General features: G+C 52.7%; 14 protein-coding genes. 9 read left to right on the top strand and 5 right to left on the bottom strand.

Annotated elements, in window-relative coordinates:
- Positions 1–161: 161 nt before the first annotated feature.
- Together ACO0LK_RS16975 and ACO0LK_RS16970 are read left to right on the top strand one after the other, a co-directional pair.
- Positions 162–488 carry a hypothetical protein gene (locus tag ACO0LK_RS16975; protein ID WP_422977041.1) on the top strand — a complete coding sequence of 109 codons (327 nt, stop codon included), beginning with the start codon at positions 162–164 and terminating at the stop codon, positions 486–488.
- Between the two features lie 36 nt (positions 489–524).
- Entirely contained in the window at positions 525–1,550 is a 1,026-nt protein-coding gene (locus ACO0LK_RS16970) for a hypothetical protein (protein ID WP_422977039.1), read from the top strand.
- Between the two features lie 3 nt (positions 1,551–1,553).
- Here ACO0LK_RS16970 and ltaE read toward each other — a convergent pair whose 3' ends face one another.
- Positions 1,554–2,597, bottom strand: coding sequence for a low-specificity L-threonine aldolase (gene ltaE, locus ACO0LK_RS16965; protein ID WP_422977037.1), 1,044 nt, complete (start codon positions 2,595–2,597; stop codon positions 1,554–1,556).
- Between the two features lie 334 nt (positions 2,598–2,931).
- Between ltaE and ACO0LK_RS16960 the strand changes: the two genes are divergently transcribed.
- Positions 2,932–3,633, top strand: a complete 702-nt coding sequence (locus ACO0LK_RS16960) for a transglutaminase-like cysteine peptidase (protein ID WP_422977035.1) — start codon at positions 2,932–2,934, stop codon at positions 3,631–3,633.
- A 52-nt stretch (positions 3,634–3,685) separates the two neighbouring features.
- Here ACO0LK_RS16960 and ACO0LK_RS16955 read toward each other — a convergent pair whose 3' ends face one another.
- On the bottom strand, positions 3,686–5,644 hold the full coding sequence (locus ACO0LK_RS16955) for a bifunctional diguanylate cyclase/phosphodiesterase (RefSeq protein ID WP_422977033.1): 1,959 nt from the start codon (positions 5,642–5,644) through the stop codon (positions 3,686–3,688).
- Positions 5,645–6,256: 612 nt separating this feature from the next.
- Between ACO0LK_RS16955 and pelA the strand changes: the two genes are divergently transcribed.
- The 4 genes from pelA (at position 6,257) to ACO0LK_RS16935 (ending at position 10,243) form a co-directional block, all read left to right on the top strand.
- Entirely contained in the window at positions 6,257–7,534 is a 1,278-nt protein-coding gene (gene pelA / locus ACO0LK_RS16950) for a pectate lyase (RefSeq protein ID WP_422977030.1), read from the top strand.
- Positions 7,535–7,753: 219 nt separating this feature from the next.
- Positions 7,754–8,059, top strand: coding sequence for a DUF2288 domain-containing protein (locus ACO0LK_RS16945; RefSeq protein ID WP_422977028.1), 306 nt, complete (start codon positions 7,754–7,756; stop codon positions 8,057–8,059).
- Positions 8,060–8,127: 68 nt separating this feature from the next.
- Positions 8,128–8,751, top strand: coding sequence for a hypothetical protein (locus ACO0LK_RS16940; protein ID WP_422977026.1), 624 nt, complete (start codon positions 8,128–8,130; stop codon positions 8,749–8,751).
- Between the two features lie 199 nt (positions 8,752–8,950).
- Complete coding sequence (locus ACO0LK_RS16935) at positions 8,951–10,243, top strand: tetratricopeptide repeat protein (protein ID WP_422977024.1); 1,293 nt, start codon at positions 8,951–8,953, stop codon at positions 10,241–10,243.
- 456 nt (positions 10,244–10,699) lie between these two features.
- Here the strand turns inward: ACO0LK_RS16935 and ACO0LK_RS16930 are convergent, their stop codons facing one another.
- The 3 genes from ACO0LK_RS16930 to ACO0LK_RS16920 are packed head-to-tail and all read right to left on the bottom strand — an operon-like array spanning position 10,700 to position 13,416.
- Positions 10,700–12,295, bottom strand: coding sequence for an ammonium transporter (locus ACO0LK_RS16930; RefSeq protein ID WP_422977022.1), 1,596 nt, complete (start codon positions 12,293–12,295; stop codon positions 10,700–10,702).
- A gap of 20 nt (positions 12,296–12,315) precedes the next feature.
- On the bottom strand, positions 12,316–12,654 hold the full coding sequence (locus ACO0LK_RS16925) for a P-II family nitrogen regulator (RefSeq protein ID WP_110254759.1): 339 nt from the start codon (positions 12,652–12,654) through the stop codon (positions 12,316–12,318).
- A gap of 15 nt (positions 12,655–12,669) precedes the next feature.
- Complete coding sequence (locus ACO0LK_RS16920; RefSeq protein WP_422977021.1) at positions 12,670–13,416, bottom strand: TorF family putative porin; 747 nt, start codon at positions 13,414–13,416, stop codon at positions 12,670–12,672.
- A 339-nt stretch (positions 13,417–13,755) separates the two neighbouring features.
- On the opposite strand from ACO0LK_RS16920, the gene ACO0LK_RS16915 reads away from it, so the two are divergent.
- Positions 13,756–13,998 (top strand): accessory factor UbiK family protein, encoded by a 243-nt coding sequence (locus ACO0LK_RS16915; protein ID WP_422977020.1) that lies wholly within the window; start codon positions 13,756–13,758, stop codon positions 13,996–13,998.
- Positions 13,999–14,015: 17 nt separating this feature from the next.
- Positions 14,016–15,539, top strand: a complete 1,524-nt coding sequence (locus ACO0LK_RS16910; protein ID WP_422977018.1) for a YifB family Mg chelatase-like AAA ATPase — start codon at positions 14,016–14,018, stop codon at positions 15,537–15,539.

Below are 15,539 nucleotides of genomic sequence, written 5' to 3'. Positions count from 1 at the left end.
TTTTTACACAGTAAACAGCTTACATCAGGCTGAATAGTCCCTGAAAACTGCAACAGCACCGCTTTTTTTGCTGGCACGGATTTTGACTATGTTCAGTAAGGCGGCCAGCCAGCCTTACTGAACAGCCAGCAAACGTCTCAACTTTGAAACAGGAGTCAGACATGAAATTCGCACAGGACATCAGGACTACAGACATGCTTTTAAGAACAGATTTTTGCGGTGATTTTGCCAGCTTCCAGGCTACCTTGCCGCCACTGCTGAGGCTGCAAGCCCATTTGTTTGGGCAGCATGCGCCGACCGAAGAAGAGAACACGCTTGATCAAGACAAGCTGCGCGAAATATTTGGCGATACGCCACCGCGTTTCGACAGAAGAAAATCCGATCGCCGCCAGGATCCTTCACGCATTTTGCAAAACAGCCGGATCAGCGGCGACCGGCGCAGAAAGAGTGATGGCAGCGTAGAAGTAAAGTCAGACACGCTGACCTGATCCGGCACAGCCTGCCTGTCAGGCAAAGGAGACCATATGAGAAAAACAGACAGGGACATCGCCATACCGGAAGCCAGAAAACCCTTTAATTTTTACAAGGAAGAGGCCGACCTGCAATGGGTCAAAATTCCTGGTGTGGTCATGCATGACGAGGCTGCCTGGAACAACGAAGTGTGCCACAAGACTTGCATGACCCTGGCCGAGGCCAAGGCATTTGCGGCGGGCAATGACCGCATCACTTTCTTTTTTTATGTAAAACATTTCACGATACTGGCGAAGCAGCGAATTTTGCATGCAGGTGACGTGGTATTTTTTTCCGGCAAACCAGTTCTGGGTACCGAGGCCGGTGCCGATGTCTACGAGAAACCGGCCCCCAAGGGACGCATCGTCAGCCTTTGCGCGCCACAGGGCAATGGCTGGGTTTCTTTGCAGGCCAGCATGCAGGTGCCTTTTGCCGGCATTGACAAAGGGGTGATATTCATCTGGCCGGGCTTGCAGCCGGGTGGAGATCATTTCGCGCCGGTGGGCCGTGGCGTATTGCAGCCGGTACTGACTTACTGTAGTGGGCAAAATACCTCCTGTGCGCCCAACCCTACACAGTTGCCGGAAGTGGGATGGTGGATTTCTGGCCAGTATGTGAACACCGAAAACGCGGACAGCCCGGTGTTTGGCTGCTTTGGCGGGCCGCGCATGGCGGTCAGACCAGGCGATATCCTGACCTGTCGCATCGTCTATGATGCGGCAACACAAACCTGGACCCAGACCATACTGAATACGGCCAACAAGATCAGCGTCAGTTTCCCCATGCAGTTGACGGACCTTGACGGACAAACGCAGGAACAGAATATCGCTTACTTTTGTCTGGAAAACCCTGGCCATGCATCACTGAGCCAAAGCGTCAGCCTGTTTAACATCGTCGCCAGGGTCGCCCGCCCGCACTACAACCTGGGCCAGGACATGGCCAGCATGCCCTGTGTCGAAAACCTGGCAGTCAGCGATGACCAGACCACGGTCAGCATTGACCGGGTGATTATTTACAGCCCGATTTTTAATACCGATTGATATTTATTCGCTTGCTGCTTTCCAGGTTCCAAAGTAGCTTTGAAAAGCAGCAACTACCTCATCAATGTCGGCACTGCTGACATCCAGATGGGTGACCATACGCATATGCGGGGTTACGCGGGCGAGGATGCCTTGCGTCAGCAAATGCTTTTCCAGCCCGGCGCAGGCGGCTGTGGGTATTTCTGCATACAGAATATTGGTCTGGGGTGTCTGCACCTGCATGGCAGCTATCTGCTGCAAGCCTTTTGCCAAACGTGCTGCGTTGGCATGATCTTCTGCCAGCCGCTGTACATTATTTTCCAGCGCATATAGCCCTGCTGCTGCCAGGCTACCCGCCTGACGCATCCCACCGCCCAGCATCTTGCGCCAGCGCAGCGCGCTTTTGATGAAGTCTTTGTCGCCACATAATACTGAACCAACCGGTGCCCCCAGACCCTTGGACAGGCAGACCGATACGCTATCAAAACCGGCCACGACCACATTCAGTTCTACCCCCAGTTTGACGGCGGCATTGCAGATACGTGCGCCATCCAGATGGGTAGCCAATCCACGTTCGTGGGCCAGGCTGGTTGCTGCCTGCACATAGGCTGGTGGCAGCACGCGGCCACCGATGGTGTTTTCCAGAGCCAACAGGCGACTGCGGGCAAAATGAAAATCATCCGGCTTGATGGCAGCGGCAATATCGCCCAGGGCAATGCTGCCATCGGCCTGATTGTTCAACGGTTGCGGCTGTATGCTGCCCAGTACGGCAGCACCACCGCCTTCGTATTTGTAGGTATGGGCTTCTTGCCCGACGATGTATTCATCACCACGGCCACAATGCGCCAACAGGGCCAGCAAATTGGTCTGGGTGCCGGATGGGGCAAACAGCGCTGCTGCATAACCAAAGCGTTCAGCAGCATAGGCTTGCAGGCGGTTGACGGTGGGGTCGTCGCCATACACGTCATCACCCACTTCGGCGGTATGCATGACGGCACGCATGGCACTGCTGGGGCGGGTAACGGTATCACTGCGCAAATCGATGCGGACGGGCGGTCTGACTGACATGAGGGGTTTCCTTTTTACTATCGGGATTGTGCATCTGTGCTGCGGGAATGCTCAATTGTATGCGGTTTAACCATGTTTATATGCGCGATTGCTATGAAGCCACTGCCATAAACAGATACACTAACATTCAAGAGTAGGACTTACGCAAAACGGTCCCGGCAAGGCGTAGCGACGAAGACAGTACGAATAAAGTAGCCGCCCCCAGGAGAAGAGCTGCAACGCAGCTGAGGCTGTTTTGCGTAAGTCCTAAAAAGGATTGATGCCATGCAGCCCCTGGCGAGGGTGATCTTGTGCTTATCCCGACTTACTGTTCAGTTGCCCGGATCACTTGCACATGCGAAGTACGGTAGCAAAATTTGCCCTGAGTTTCAGTATCTTGCTTGTCTTTGCCAGCCCCGGAGCGCTTTCCGGCCTGGTGGATTTTTCGCATGGTTTACTGGATTCGATGAACAAGCGCTTTGGCGTCGAGGGACCACGCCGTCTGGCGCAAATGCAAAACGCGGTACGCAAGATCAGCGCAGCGGCTGGTAAGGACTTTGCCAAAAACATTGCCGCATCAGGCGACGGCAAATATGAAATGCCGGTACTGCGACAGGTGAATGATTTCTTCAATCGCGTGCCCTATGTCAGCGATCAGGAACACTGGGGCGTGGCCGATTATTGGGCCACCCCGGCAGAATTTGTGGCGTCCTGGGGTGGGGACTGTGAAGACTATGCCATCGCCAAATACATGACGCTGAAAGACCTGGGCGTGCCAGTGGAAAGATTGCGTATCACCTATGTCAGGGCGATACGCATAGGCGAAACCCATATGGTGCTGGCTTATTACCCGACGCCGGCAGCAGAACCCTGGATCTTGGATAATCTGGTGGATGAAATCCAGCTGGCATCGGCCCGCAGCGACCTGGTGCCGGTCTACAGTTTCAATGATGAAGACCTGTGGCTGGCCAGCGGCGGCGCACGTAAAGGCGGCGCATCCACCGTGCGTTTATGGAAGGACATGATAGACAAGATGGAGAAAGAAAAGCGCATGTGATGTAACTAAGGCTTACCCTCCATCAGTGCTTTTTCTTTTTGTCCGGTCTTGATCAGTCTGTCTTTGTCACCACTATTTTTTCCGGCACACCAAAGTAAAAACCCTGACCGCAATCGATCTGGTCTGCCAGTAACAATTGCAGTGATTCTTCACTTTCCACATTCTGTGCGATCAGCGGTATGCCCATGGACTGGGCGAATTTGATGATGGCGCGCAGGTGGGCGTGGCTGCTTTCATTGCTGGCAATCTGCTGTATCAAACCGCCATCGAGCTTGATGTAATCCGGCGGGATTTCGCGGATGACGTTCAAGGCATGTGGGTCAAGACCAAAATGGTCCACCCCAAAACGGATGCCGGCCTCACGCAGCAGTGCTACAAATTTTTTGGTGACGGCGTGATCTCTGGCACAACCGAATTCGCTGATTTCCACCGACAGGCGGCCTGCCAGTTCGGGGGAAAATTTTAAACGTGCCAGCAACCAGTCACAGAAATCCTGGCTCTCCATCGATTGCAGCGACACGTTGACGGCGATATGCTTGAATGCCGGATTGGGTGTCAGCAGCATGTCGATGATCAGGGTGATGACGGCCTGATCAATTTCTGGCATCAGTTGATGGCGCAAGGCCATGGGCAGGAATTTATTCGCAGGGACCAGGTTACCCTGGGTATCGAGCAGGCGGGAAAATACTTCGTGGTGTACCAACTGCCGCAATTGCAGACGCATGACAGGTTGCGCAAACAATACCCAGCGGTTTTCTGCCAGTGCATTGCGGATCAGGATGCGCCAGCCATGTGAACCGGCGATTTGGGTTTCGCTTTCTTCCAGATGCACCACGCTGATTTGTCCGTTGCCAGACTGGCGCATGGTTTCTATAGCCAGATCAGCACGCGAAAAAATATCGGTACGGGTATGCGCCAAACCAAAGACGACTGCACCTGCGGCCAGGCTGACTTGTCTGGATGCACGCAGCAATACCTGGTTCAGGCGGTATTGCAATACGTCGACCAGTTGGCCTATCCCTTTTTCGTCAACATCGATACAGACGGCAGCAATCGAGGTACCGCCTATACGCCCCACGATGTTGGGGTATTTGCTGACGACTTCGCGTACCACGGTGGACACGTCTGCCAGCAAGGCATCGCCCTGCTGGTAGCCGTATTGATGATTGAATTCTTTAAGGCCATCAAATTCCAGCACAAAGATCACTGCGGTATCGAAGCGCCCGTCTTCTGACAGCAAGTGATTGAAACGCAGATCAAAACCATGGCGGTTTTCGAGACCACTGACCTTGTCCATAAAGGCATCGCGCCGGTAGGTTTCGGCCTTGGCGATTTCTTCATCGAGCAAGGCAGAGATGCGGTCTGACATATGGTTCATGGCAACCACCACGCGCTGCAATTCGCGCGTTTGTGGCAGCACTTCAATGCGCTGAAAACGTTTAGCCTGGATGGCGATGGCGACTTCTTCAATTTTTTCCAGCGGGCTCAGGATGATGCGTAATAGCAGTACGGTCAGCCCCCAGACGATGAGATACATGACAAACATCCACAGTGCCATTTCCTGCATGGACCGCCACAGATATTCATAGGCATAGGCCGGATGGCTGATGACGACCACCTTGCCCAGTTGGCGCCAGCCAGAGGAAATGAAAGCTTCGCCGGGTGGGGTTTGCAGATCAAACAATACCGGCATCCAGGTTGGCACTTTTTCTTTATTGGCGGGGAGTTCTTTACTGATGATGATCTTGCCAGCCGGATCAAGCACCATTATTTTTTTGTAATAACCGCGATCAAACAGGGTCGTGATCTGTATGTCAGCCAGGGTCTGGTCATTTTTGGCCATGGCATCTTCCAGCGGCCGCGACAAAGCGGTCGCTGCATCTTGCGCATGAGATGCCAACTGCTGTTGCAGATAATCTTTGGTGGTCAGCACCGACAGGATTTGCAGACCTATGAATACAGCAAAAAATATGACCGAAATTGCAATAAGTAATTGTCGTCTTAATGTCATGTCATCTCTTTTGGCATCGATCAGAATTTTTCGTGTTATTTTTCCGCTATACCTACACTACTTCATCTTGAAGTGTTTTTGCAACTTAAACAAGAAAATAGCATTGTTGATCTATTTGTGCTGATCTATTTGTTTTAATTAATTTGCAGACTAACTTATACGTGCACTTAGAACTCATTTCATAAATAGGGATGAGATGCGTTTGCCTCATAACGCGGGCTGGCAAGGCGGACGAGGCAGTCAATAGCGGGTCTATTGACAACGAGTCCAACGCAGTCCAGCACGCGTTATGAGGCAAACCCTTCGGGAGCTGGCGATTCGGGCGCATTGCAGCGTTGCGCCGCTTGCCAAGGCACGAGCCTTGGCTACGCGTCACGCCTTGCACTGCATCCCGAATCGCCTTGCTCGCACTCAGCCCTATTTATGAAATGAGTTCTAGTAAGCAAGTGCGCTACATCGCCATCCTCAAGGGAATTCAAGAAATTCAAAAAAACATACCAACACCTTCAACTATACGTCAAGCAATGAGCAAGCTTAGGTAAAATAAGCGTCTCCAGTTCCCCCTGCTATGGCGCTGGTGACAAATTGTCTTGTTTTACAAGGAAACCTGTTATGCCTCTGAAGGCCATTGCTCTGACCAGTGCGTTGACTATTGTAGTGCCTGGCTTGCCTGCCCATGCGGCAATCGTCGGGCAGACTGTTCCAGCCAGGGCAATCACTGAGAACAGTGTCGCAGACAAACCCGAATGGCAAGGCTACCTCGCCCGGTCACGCGCATTGATGGCAGCAGACAAAGCATTTCTCGAAGCCGAAAAAAACAATGCCCCCCACACGGTTGCAGTAGTACTGGAATCTGGCTCCAGTGACAAGAGCATGCCGCTTAAGCAGCGCGATGTCTGGTATGCCACGAAAGAAGCCCATCATGTCGCAGATGTCATTGTGAGCTTTCAGACACCTGCTGGCGGCTGGAGCAAAAACATGATGCGCAACGGTGATCTGCGCCAACCTGGTCAGCATTTCGTGGCGACACATGACAAAAAATACCCTGACGATATGGCCTGGGGCTGGGTTGGTACATTTGACAATGATGCGACGACTACCGAAATTTATTTCCTTGCGCGCGTAGCCGCTCAAGATACTGGTGCATCAGGCAATATCTATCGCAGCAGTATTTTGCGCGGTCTGAACTATATCTTCAATGCCCAGTTTCCTAATGGTGGCTGGCCCCAGGTTTATCCCCTGCAAGGCGGCTACCACGATGCAATTACCTATAACGATAACGCGATGATCAACGTCGTCCAGTTACTTTCTGATGTCGTCAAAGAAAAAGGTGATTTTGTCTTTGTTACCCCAGATGTGCGGGCCATGGCCGGGCAGGCATTGCAACGAGCGATCGACTGCATCCTGAAAACGCAGGTGGTGGTTAACGGCAAGCTTACCGTGTGGGCACAACAATATGAGCCCTTGTCGTTGCAGGCTACTGGGGCACGCAACTACGAGCCTGCTGCCTTATCCAGTGCCGAAAGTGCAAACGTGCTGGAATATTTGATGAAAATTGAACATCCTGCACCGCCAGTCATCGACGCCATTGAGGCCGGTATCACCTGGCTCAAGTTGAATGCCATCCGGGACAGGTCATGGCGGGCAACAACACAAGGCAAGTTGCTGCTAACACAGCCAGGCGCCCCTTTGTTATGGCCGCGCTACACCAGCCTGATCGATGGGAAAGCTATTTTTGGTGACCGTGACCTGACTTTACACGACGACGTGATGGAGATTTCCCTTGAACGCCGCAACGGTTATGCCTGGTACGGCAGCAGTAGCCAAAAAGCGCTGGCAGAGTATGAGATATGGAAACAAAGCAGTGCGTCAAAGGGCACACATCAATAATAGGACTTACGCAAAATTGTCCCGGCAAGGCTATCGCTTTTAGGAAACCTCCCTTGCAGGGGAGGTTCGTTTCGTCGGCAGGCAACATGTTGCCTGAAACACCGACTGCACCGTCAGCGACGCAGACAGTACTTTAGTACAAGGTCTTAGTAAATGCGGGAGCTGCAACGCAGTTGGGGCGGTTTTGCGTAAGTCCTATTTATTTCAACTACATCATTTATGTCGAACAACGATCATCTACGCACGAAAATCAATCTTGAAACCGCCAGCTTTCCATGGAGCGAGCTATTACGCCATTTTGCCGGAGGCACCGTGCTGGTGGTGGCGGGCGAACTGGATCTGGTCGAGGTCGCCCTGCATATGGCCGAAGACCGTGCCGAACAGATTGCCGCCCTGCTCAACAGTGGACAACTGGCCAGGGTCAGCGATGCACAGGCCAGTGAATGGCTGGAACAGGACAGGCAACTTTGGACCGTCGTGGTAAAACCCTGGATACTGGTGCAGCACCGGGTTGACCACGCTTAGCAACAACAGATGAACTTTTAGCAATCTCACCATGTCTCAGGCATAGTCGTCACCAGCCAGGGAGCACCATGCAAATTTTCACAGCATCGGCAAAACCAGGGCGTCACCATCTGCTGACGCTGCTATTGATCATGCTGATGCATTTGGCATTATGGCAAGTTATTCGCCACCCAGGCTTGTCTGGCAGAGCGCACACCAAAGATGATGTGGTGGCCTATCTGGACGTGTTGAACATCGTGCAGCCACGTCCCAAACCGCCAGTCGCTGATGACTTACCACCCAAAGTGGTCTCGACTACCCCACCCACCAAGTCACTTGCTATACGCAATACCCCGCAAACGCCGCTGGCGAAGGTGCCGCTGGCATCCGCTCCTTCAAGCAGCCCGGTCACCACGCTGCCCCCGGTTGTTGAAACTGACCAGAGTAACACTGGCAATAATAACAATACCCCCGGCCTTGACCTGGATACCTTGCGTGCCTCGGCATTGGCGCTGGACCGTCAGCGCAAACCCGGAGAAATCGAGCAAATGCAAGCCAGCCACCGACGTAGCGACACGCTGGAAAAGCGTCTGGGCGAAGGAGCGAAAAGGGCCGAAAAGAAGGAATGCCTGAAAGCGTTTTCAGGTTTGGGGATATTAGCCGTCATCCCATTGGCCGTCAGCACCGTTGTAGACACAGGATGCAAATGGTAATGCTGGCCCATGCTCGGCTATAATGCGAAATTCCGCAGCTTCACTGTGAACGGGATTAGAACGGAAAAGGACTGATGCAAGACTTTCCGGCATGAATTGGCGACGATGCCAGCCTGCCAATTTGCCTGGTCCCGGCAGGTGTTTCATTGTGTCGTACTCATCCTAATGCGGCAATTTCATTTTTTTATCTGGATCATTCATGAAAAAAATCTCTTACCTGTTCGCCGCCATGATGCTGGCAGCCTTCGGATCTGGCTTCTCTACCGTCACCGCTGATACCGCGCAAGCACAGGCAGCTGCGCCTGCGGATGCCGCCAAGCAGCAAACCGTACGTGCTGAAATGGGCAAGCCGCTCAATGAGATTCAGGAATTGCTGAACGCCAAACAATATCCTCAGGCATTGGAAAAAATCAATGCACTGGATGCGATGGAAAAGAAAACGCCGTATGAGACGTTTGCCATCCACCGCCTGCGTGCCGTGGTTGCTTCCGGCATCAATGATTCAGCCATGATGGCCACGTCGTTCGAAAACATGATCAGTACAGATTTTCTGAAAGAACCAGAAAAACTGCGCCTGATCGAAGCCATGGCCGGCACCATGTTCAATGAAAAGAAATATGCGCTGGCCAGGTCCTGGGCCACACGTTATCTGGACAAAGAACCAGGCAACGTCGGCATGAACAATCTGGTTGCCCGCTCCTACTATCTGGAAAACGATTATGCCAACACCATCAAGGTGTTGAATGCGCAACTGGCTGAAGATGACAAAGCTGGCCGCAAGCCTACCCAGGAAAACCTGCGTTTGCTGGGCGGTGCTTATCAGCAGTTGAAAGACAACAATGGCTATGCCATGGTGCTGGAACGCCTGCTGGGTACGTATCCACAAAAAGAATACTGGGGTGACCTGCTGTACCGTGTAGAACACAGGCCAGGTTTCGCAGACCGTCTGCGTCTGGACATGTACCGCCTGCTGCTGATCACGGATAATCTGGATGATGGTTCACAGTATGTGGAAATGGCCGAACTGGCATTGCTGGCTGGTTTGCCCGCAGAGGCCAAGAAAACCGTGGATGCCGGCTTTGCTGCCAATGTCCTGGGCACCGGCAAAGAAGCCGCCAAGCACAAGCAATTGCGTGACCGCGTCAACAAGCAGGCGGCTGACGATATCAAAACCCTGGATGCGGGTGAAGCGTCTGCCAAGTCAGCAAAAACCGGTATCGGCCTGCTTAACATAGGCTACAACTATGTTATCAATGGCCAGCAAGAAAAAGGTATCGCGCTGATGGAACAAGGCCTGGCAAAAGGCGGCCTGAAGTCTGTTGACGAAGGCAAGCTGCATTTGGGCATGGCTTATCTGCAAGCAAAAAATCGTGAAAAAGCCAAGGAAATCTTCAAATCCATACAAAGCACAGACGGCGCAGCCGATATGGCCCGCCTGTGGTTGCTGGTACCGGAAGATGGTAGCAAGCCAGCCGCTGCACCTGCAAAATAAGCAGTAGTCAAAGGCTGATGGCTGCCATGCAGCCGAAAAAAGAAACGCGTTACCCGACAAGGGCTAACGCGTTTTTTTATGATCGTTTGATTACCAAAAGAGAAGTCGGGCTATCGCAATGTATTGAATGTACCAGCAAGATGCAGTGGCGTTTGTAAAGCGATGATCCCCTAAGCCCACTAACACTACACGCTATCCTGAGCCGCTTCCCGCCTTGAATAGTGCTCATATCCGCCTGCACGTCACCAGCTTGCTTTTTGCGGTGCCAACAACATTCAAAAGGTTCACGCAAAATTGTCCTGACAAGAATAGGGTAATTTTGTGTAAGCCTTCATAAAAAAAGGCTGCTCTGCGGGTAGCAGAACAGCCTGTTAAATTCAGTACTGCAAGCTCTGATTACGGTACTGACACACCTTTGGAAACTAGTACATCTTCAAATTATTGTAATGAATTTGATCAAGAATGATAAGCGGATTCACCGTGGCTGGTGATGTCCAGACCTTCACGTTCTTCATCTTCTGGTACACGCAAGCCAACCACCAGGTCAACCAGTTTGTAAGCGACCAGAGAAACAATGCCTGACCACAGGATGGTGGTACCAACAGCAGTTGCCTGCGTCAGGACCTGGCCCATCATGTCATACGGATCGGCAGACATTTTGTTGGTGACATAATCAAAAATACCTTGGCCGCCGAGGGATGGTGCAGCAAACACACCCGTCAACAAGGCGCCCAGGATACCGCCAACGCCGTGCACGCCAAATACGTCGAGGGAATCATCTGCACCCAGCAAACGTTTCAGGCCATTGACACCCCACAGGCAGATGATACCTGCCAACAGACCGATGATCAGTGCGCCCATAGGACCGACGAAACCGCAAGCTGGTGTAATCGCTACCAGACCTGCTACCGCACCGGATGCACCACCCAGCATGGAAGGTTTGCCTTTGGACATCCATTCACCAAATACCCAGGAAACAGTGGCCGCAGCAGTTGCCAGCAAGGTGTTGATGAATGCCAGGGCAGCAACGTCGCCTGCTTCCAGCGCGGAACCAGCGTTGAAACCAAACCAGCCCACCCACAACAGGGATGCACCAATCATCGTCATGGTCAGAGAGTGAGGAGCCATCGATTCTTTACCGTAGCCAACACGCTTGCCAATCAGATAGGCACCAACCAGACCGGCGACCGCCGCATTGATATGAACGACAGTACCACCAGCAAAATCAAGCGCGCCTTTTTGGAACAGGAAACCAGCCTTGGCAGTTTCTGTCGCCAGTGTTGCCGCATCTTTGATTGCATCAGGACCAGTCCAGAACCAGACCATGTGAGCAATCGGCAGGTAGCTGAAAGTGAACCACAAAACCACGAACAACAGCACAGCAGTGAATTTTGCACGTTCAGCAAATGCGCCGATGATCAGGCCGCAAGTGATGGCTGCAAATGTCGCCTGGAAGGCCACATAAGCAAATTCAGGAATGACCACACCCTTGCTGAAAGTCGCAGCGGTACTAAAAGTCGCCTTGGCCGGATCCCATATGCCTTTGAGGAACAGGCGATCAAACGAACCGATGAACTTGCCACCTTCGGTGAATGCCAGTGAGTAACCGTAGATACACCACAAGACAATGATCACCGCAAAGATCATGAACACCTGCATCAGGATGGACAGCATGTTCTTGGAACGAACCAGACCACCGTAGAACAAGGCCAGGCCCGGGATGGTCATCAGGATGACCAGCAAGGTGGCAACCATCATCCAGGCGGTATCGCCTTTATTGGGTGTAGGTGCCGGTGCTGCCGCAGCGGAAGCCGCAGCCGGGTCAGCCGCAGCTGCGGGTGCAGCTGGTGCCGATGCAGGCGCTGCCATTGCCGTAGAGGCAGGTGCTGCTACCGAAGCGGCAGGTGCTGATGCACTTGCCGATACGGCGACACTGGATGCTGCTGCAGCCTCTGGTTTGGCTGGTGCATCTTCGGCGATGGCCATCGATGCGAAACCCAGACTGACCAGTATGGCTGTCCCTGCCACTACATTCTTTAATAGTTTTTTCATGTGAACTCCCTGGTAGCCGATCAGAGTGCGTCGTTGCCGGTTTCACCGGTACGAATGCGCACAACTTGTTGCAAGTCGTAGACGAAAATCTTGCCATCGCCGATTTTGCCAGTGCGGGCAGCGGTTTCTATCGCTTCGATCGCACGGTCAACAATGGCATCATCCACGGCAGCTTCAATTTTTGTCTTCGGCAGGAAGTCAACAACATACTCGGCACCACGGTACAGCTCGGTATGACCTTTTTGACGGCCAAAGCCCTTCACCTCTGTCACAGTGATCCCCTGTACACCAATGGTGGACAGCGCCTCGCGGACTTCATCGAGCTTGAAAGGCTTAATAATTGCAGTAATCAGTTTCATGCTAGCCCCAAATGTTTAAAAGGTTTTGACTGCAGACAGTACCAATGTGGTCTTGCCTGTAAACTTGCCTGCCGGTGTTACGTACAGCTTTTTGTCTGCATTGGTACCCAGTGCTGCCAGGCCAAAGTTGACGCCAAAGAATTCCTTGTTGATGCCGATTTTCCAGTCAGAGTAGGACGATGCGCCATTGTTCTTGACTGTTTGACGACCAACATGCAGACCCAGCGTGTAACCTTCAGGCAGTTCAATATTCGCGCCCAGATCCAGGTAGCCACTGTTTTTACTGTTGACGAAGCCGAACAGGTTGGTCACAGAATGCGAGTATTTTGCATACACAGGACCGGTACCGATCTGGCCATAGATTTCTGTCGTATTGGCATCAGCAAAACCTGCCACCTTGTTCAGGCCATTGGATGGGTAGATGTAAGTCAGCACACCAACGTCATAGGAAACATCCTTGACGATCTCGCCTTTTTTACCGGCATAGATATCCCATTCGATATCGCCACTACCACCAGCATCCTTGGTCCATTTGATAGTCGACAACCAGGTACCAGCATAAAAACCGCTAGGGTTATTCACATAGTCAGCACCGCCCTGCAAGGCAGGATCAAGACGGGATTGCGAAATAGCACGATAACGGTATTCACTGACTACGCCGACGTTGAAGCTGACTTCGTTGTCCGGCTTGGCATCTTCTGCCTGGGCAAAACCACCGAAGAATGATGTGGCTACAGCAGCGGCGATCACTAATTTTTTCATTGCGCTTCCCCCTAGTTAATTAAGATTTGAATCGAATTAAACCTTTGTGCATTCATCACATACTTGCAAATACCACTGCATGAACGCCTGAATTTTCTTTTCATATCCCTGTTAGCAGGAGTCGTGCCAACTGCGCAATTTTCTACGTAGTACCCGAAATACCTCTGGCAATACCAATAACCATCAGGGGCAGATGCGTTATCATTCCCTTATGGGTAAAATGGCAAGCGAACATTACGGCCTTACCGCACCAATAAAATGCACCGATTTTTCTGCACAAAAAAGTGGCGCAGGCAAATTTGCACCATGCAGGTGCAAATTTAAAATAGAGGATGGAAAATGAATAAGCAAAATTTCTTTAATGACATGCAAGCCAAAGTCAACCAGGTACTGGAAAACTCGCCTGCCAAAGATATCGAAAAAAACGTCAAGGCCATGATGAGCCAGGGGTTTTCCAAACTGGATCTGGTGACCAGAGAAGAATTTGATATACAGGCGCAGGTACTGGCCAAGACCCGCGCCAGGCTGGAAGCACTGGAAGCACGGGTCGCCGCCCTCGAAGCACAGCAAAACAACAAGTAAACAATAGCCGCCAGCCGATGTCGCTCGCCGTCCTCAAAAGCCGCGCCCTGAATGGCATGGATGCACCACAAGTTACCGTGGAAGTGCATCTGGCCAACGGTTTGCCAGCCTTTACCATCGTCGGGTTGCCTGAAACCGAGGTCAAGGAATCCAAGGACAGGGTCAGGGCTGCGCTACAAAATGCACGCTTTGATTTTCCGGCCAAGCGGATTACCGTCAACCTGGCCCCGGCTGACCTGCCGAAAGAATCTGGCCGTTTTGATTTGCCCATCGCACTGGGCATACTGGCCGCCTCCGGACAAATCCCCGCAGATGCGTTGGACCAGTATGAATTTGCCGGTGAGTTATCACTTTCGGGTGAATTAAGACCGATACGCGGTGCGCTGGCGATGACCTTTGCCATCTGTAAAAGCCAGCAGCACACTAAACAAGTACCCGCCTTCATCCTGCCGCGCGCCAATGCCGATGAAGCTGCACTGGTCAGCGATGCCGCCATTTACCCGGCAGATTCATTGTTGCAGGTGTGCGCTCACTTTGCTGCGCTGGGTAATGACAGCAAGCTGGTACGTCACCGCGCCCATTCTCAGGTACAGCGGCCGCGCTATGCCGACTTTGCCGAAGTCAAAGGGCAATTGCAGGCCAAGCGGGCACTGGAAGTGGCGGCAGCGGGTTCTCATTCAGTCATCATGGTGGGCCCGCCAGGCACCGGCAAATCGATGCTGGCAGCCCGTTTCCCCGGCATTCTGCCAACCATGACCGATCAGGAAGCACTGGAATCAGCCGCTGTACTATCGCTGACATCCGGCTTTGCGATAGAGCGCTGGAAGGCCAGGCCTTACCGTTCACCGCATCACACAGCATCTGCGGTGGCGCTGGTTGGTGGCGGTAGCACGCCGCGCCCGGGAGAAATCTCATTGGCGCATCGCGGCGTGCTGTTCCTCGACGAGCTTCCCGAATTTGACCGAAAAGTACTGGAAGTCTTGCGTGAGCCGCTGGAATCGGGCCACATTACCATTTCAAGAGCAGCGCGGCAGGCGGATTTCCCGGCCAGCTTTCAGCTGATTGCCGCCATGAACCCCTGCCCTTGCGGTTATTTTGGGCACAGCAATGGCAAATGCCGCTGCACGCCGGACAACATCGCCCGCTATCAGGACAGGATATCCGGCCCGCTGCTGGACCGTATAGACTTGCAGATACAAGTCGGCGCCCTGCCCCACGCAGATTTGCTGAAACAGGCAGATGGCGAAGCCAGCCAGGATATACACGCCCGCGTGGAAGCTGCTTTTGCCCAGCAGCAGCTACGCCAGGGCAAAGCCAATAACCTGCTGTCCACCACAGAAATCGACGAATACTGCCGCCCTGACAACAGCGCCGAACAGTTACTGCGCAATGCCATGAACAAGTTCAGTTGGTCTGCGCGCGCCTATCACCGTGTATTAAAAGTGGCCCGCACCATTGCCGACCTGGCAGGTGCCGGACAAATCACGGCTGCCCATGTGGCTGAAGCCATACAGTACCGACGGGCGCTGAGGGAGCATTAA

The sequence above is a fragment of the Undibacterium sp. Ji49W genome (genome assembly GCF_049340205.1).
Classification (GTDB): Bacteria; Pseudomonadota; Gammaproteobacteria; order Burkholderiales; family Burkholderiaceae_D; genus Undibacterium.
Note: the sequence above shows the minus strand (reverse complement) of the source record. Positions and strands in the feature narration are given on the sequence as shown.

Coding starts and splice junctions, on each gene's coding strand:
- ACO0LK_RS16975 (WP_422977041.1), top strand. CDS start 162: ATGAAATTCGCACAGGACATCAGGACTACAGACATGCTTTTAAGAACA.
- ACO0LK_RS16970 (WP_422977039.1), top strand. CDS start 525: ATGAGAAAAACAGACAGGGACATCGCCATACCGGAAGCCAGAAAACCC.
- ltaE (WP_422977037.1), bottom strand. CDS start 2,597: ATGTCAGTCAGACCGCCCGTCCGCATCGATTTGCGCAGTGATACCGTT.
- ACO0LK_RS16960 (WP_422977035.1), top strand. CDS start 2,932: ATGCGAAGTACGGTAGCAAAATTTGCCCTGAGTTTCAGTATCTTGCTT.
- ACO0LK_RS16955 (WP_422977033.1), bottom strand. CDS start 5,644: ATGACATTAAGACGACAATTACTTATTGCAATTTCGGTCATATTTTTT.
- pelA (WP_422977030.1), top strand. CDS start 6,257: ATGCCTCTGAAGGCCATTGCTCTGACCAGTGCGTTGACTATTGTAGTG.
- ACO0LK_RS16945 (WP_422977028.1), top strand. CDS start 7,754: ATGTCGAACAACGATCATCTACGCACGAAAATCAATCTTGAAACCGCC.
- ACO0LK_RS16940 (WP_422977026.1), top strand. CDS start 8,128: ATGCAAATTTTCACAGCATCGGCAAAACCAGGGCGTCACCATCTGCTG.
- ACO0LK_RS16935 (WP_422977024.1), top strand. CDS start 8,951: ATGAAAAAAATCTCTTACCTGTTCGCCGCCATGATGCTGGCAGCCTTC.
- ACO0LK_RS16930 (WP_422977022.1), bottom strand. CDS start 12,295: ATGAAAAAACTATTAAAGAATGTAGTGGCAGGGACAGCCATACTGGTC.
- ACO0LK_RS16925 (WP_110254759.1), bottom strand. CDS start 12,654: ATGAAACTGATTACTGCAATTATTAAGCCTTTCAAGCTCGATGAAGTC.
- ACO0LK_RS16920 (WP_422977021.1), bottom strand. CDS start 13,416: ATGAAAAAATTAGTGATCGCCGCTGCTGTAGCCACATCATTCTTCGGT.
- ACO0LK_RS16915 (WP_422977020.1), top strand. CDS start 13,756: ATGAATAAGCAAAATTTCTTTAATGACATGCAAGCCAAAGTCAACCAG.
- ACO0LK_RS16910 (WP_422977018.1), top strand. CDS start 14,016: ATGTCGCTCGCCGTCCTCAAAAGCCGCGCCCTGAATGGCATGGATGCA.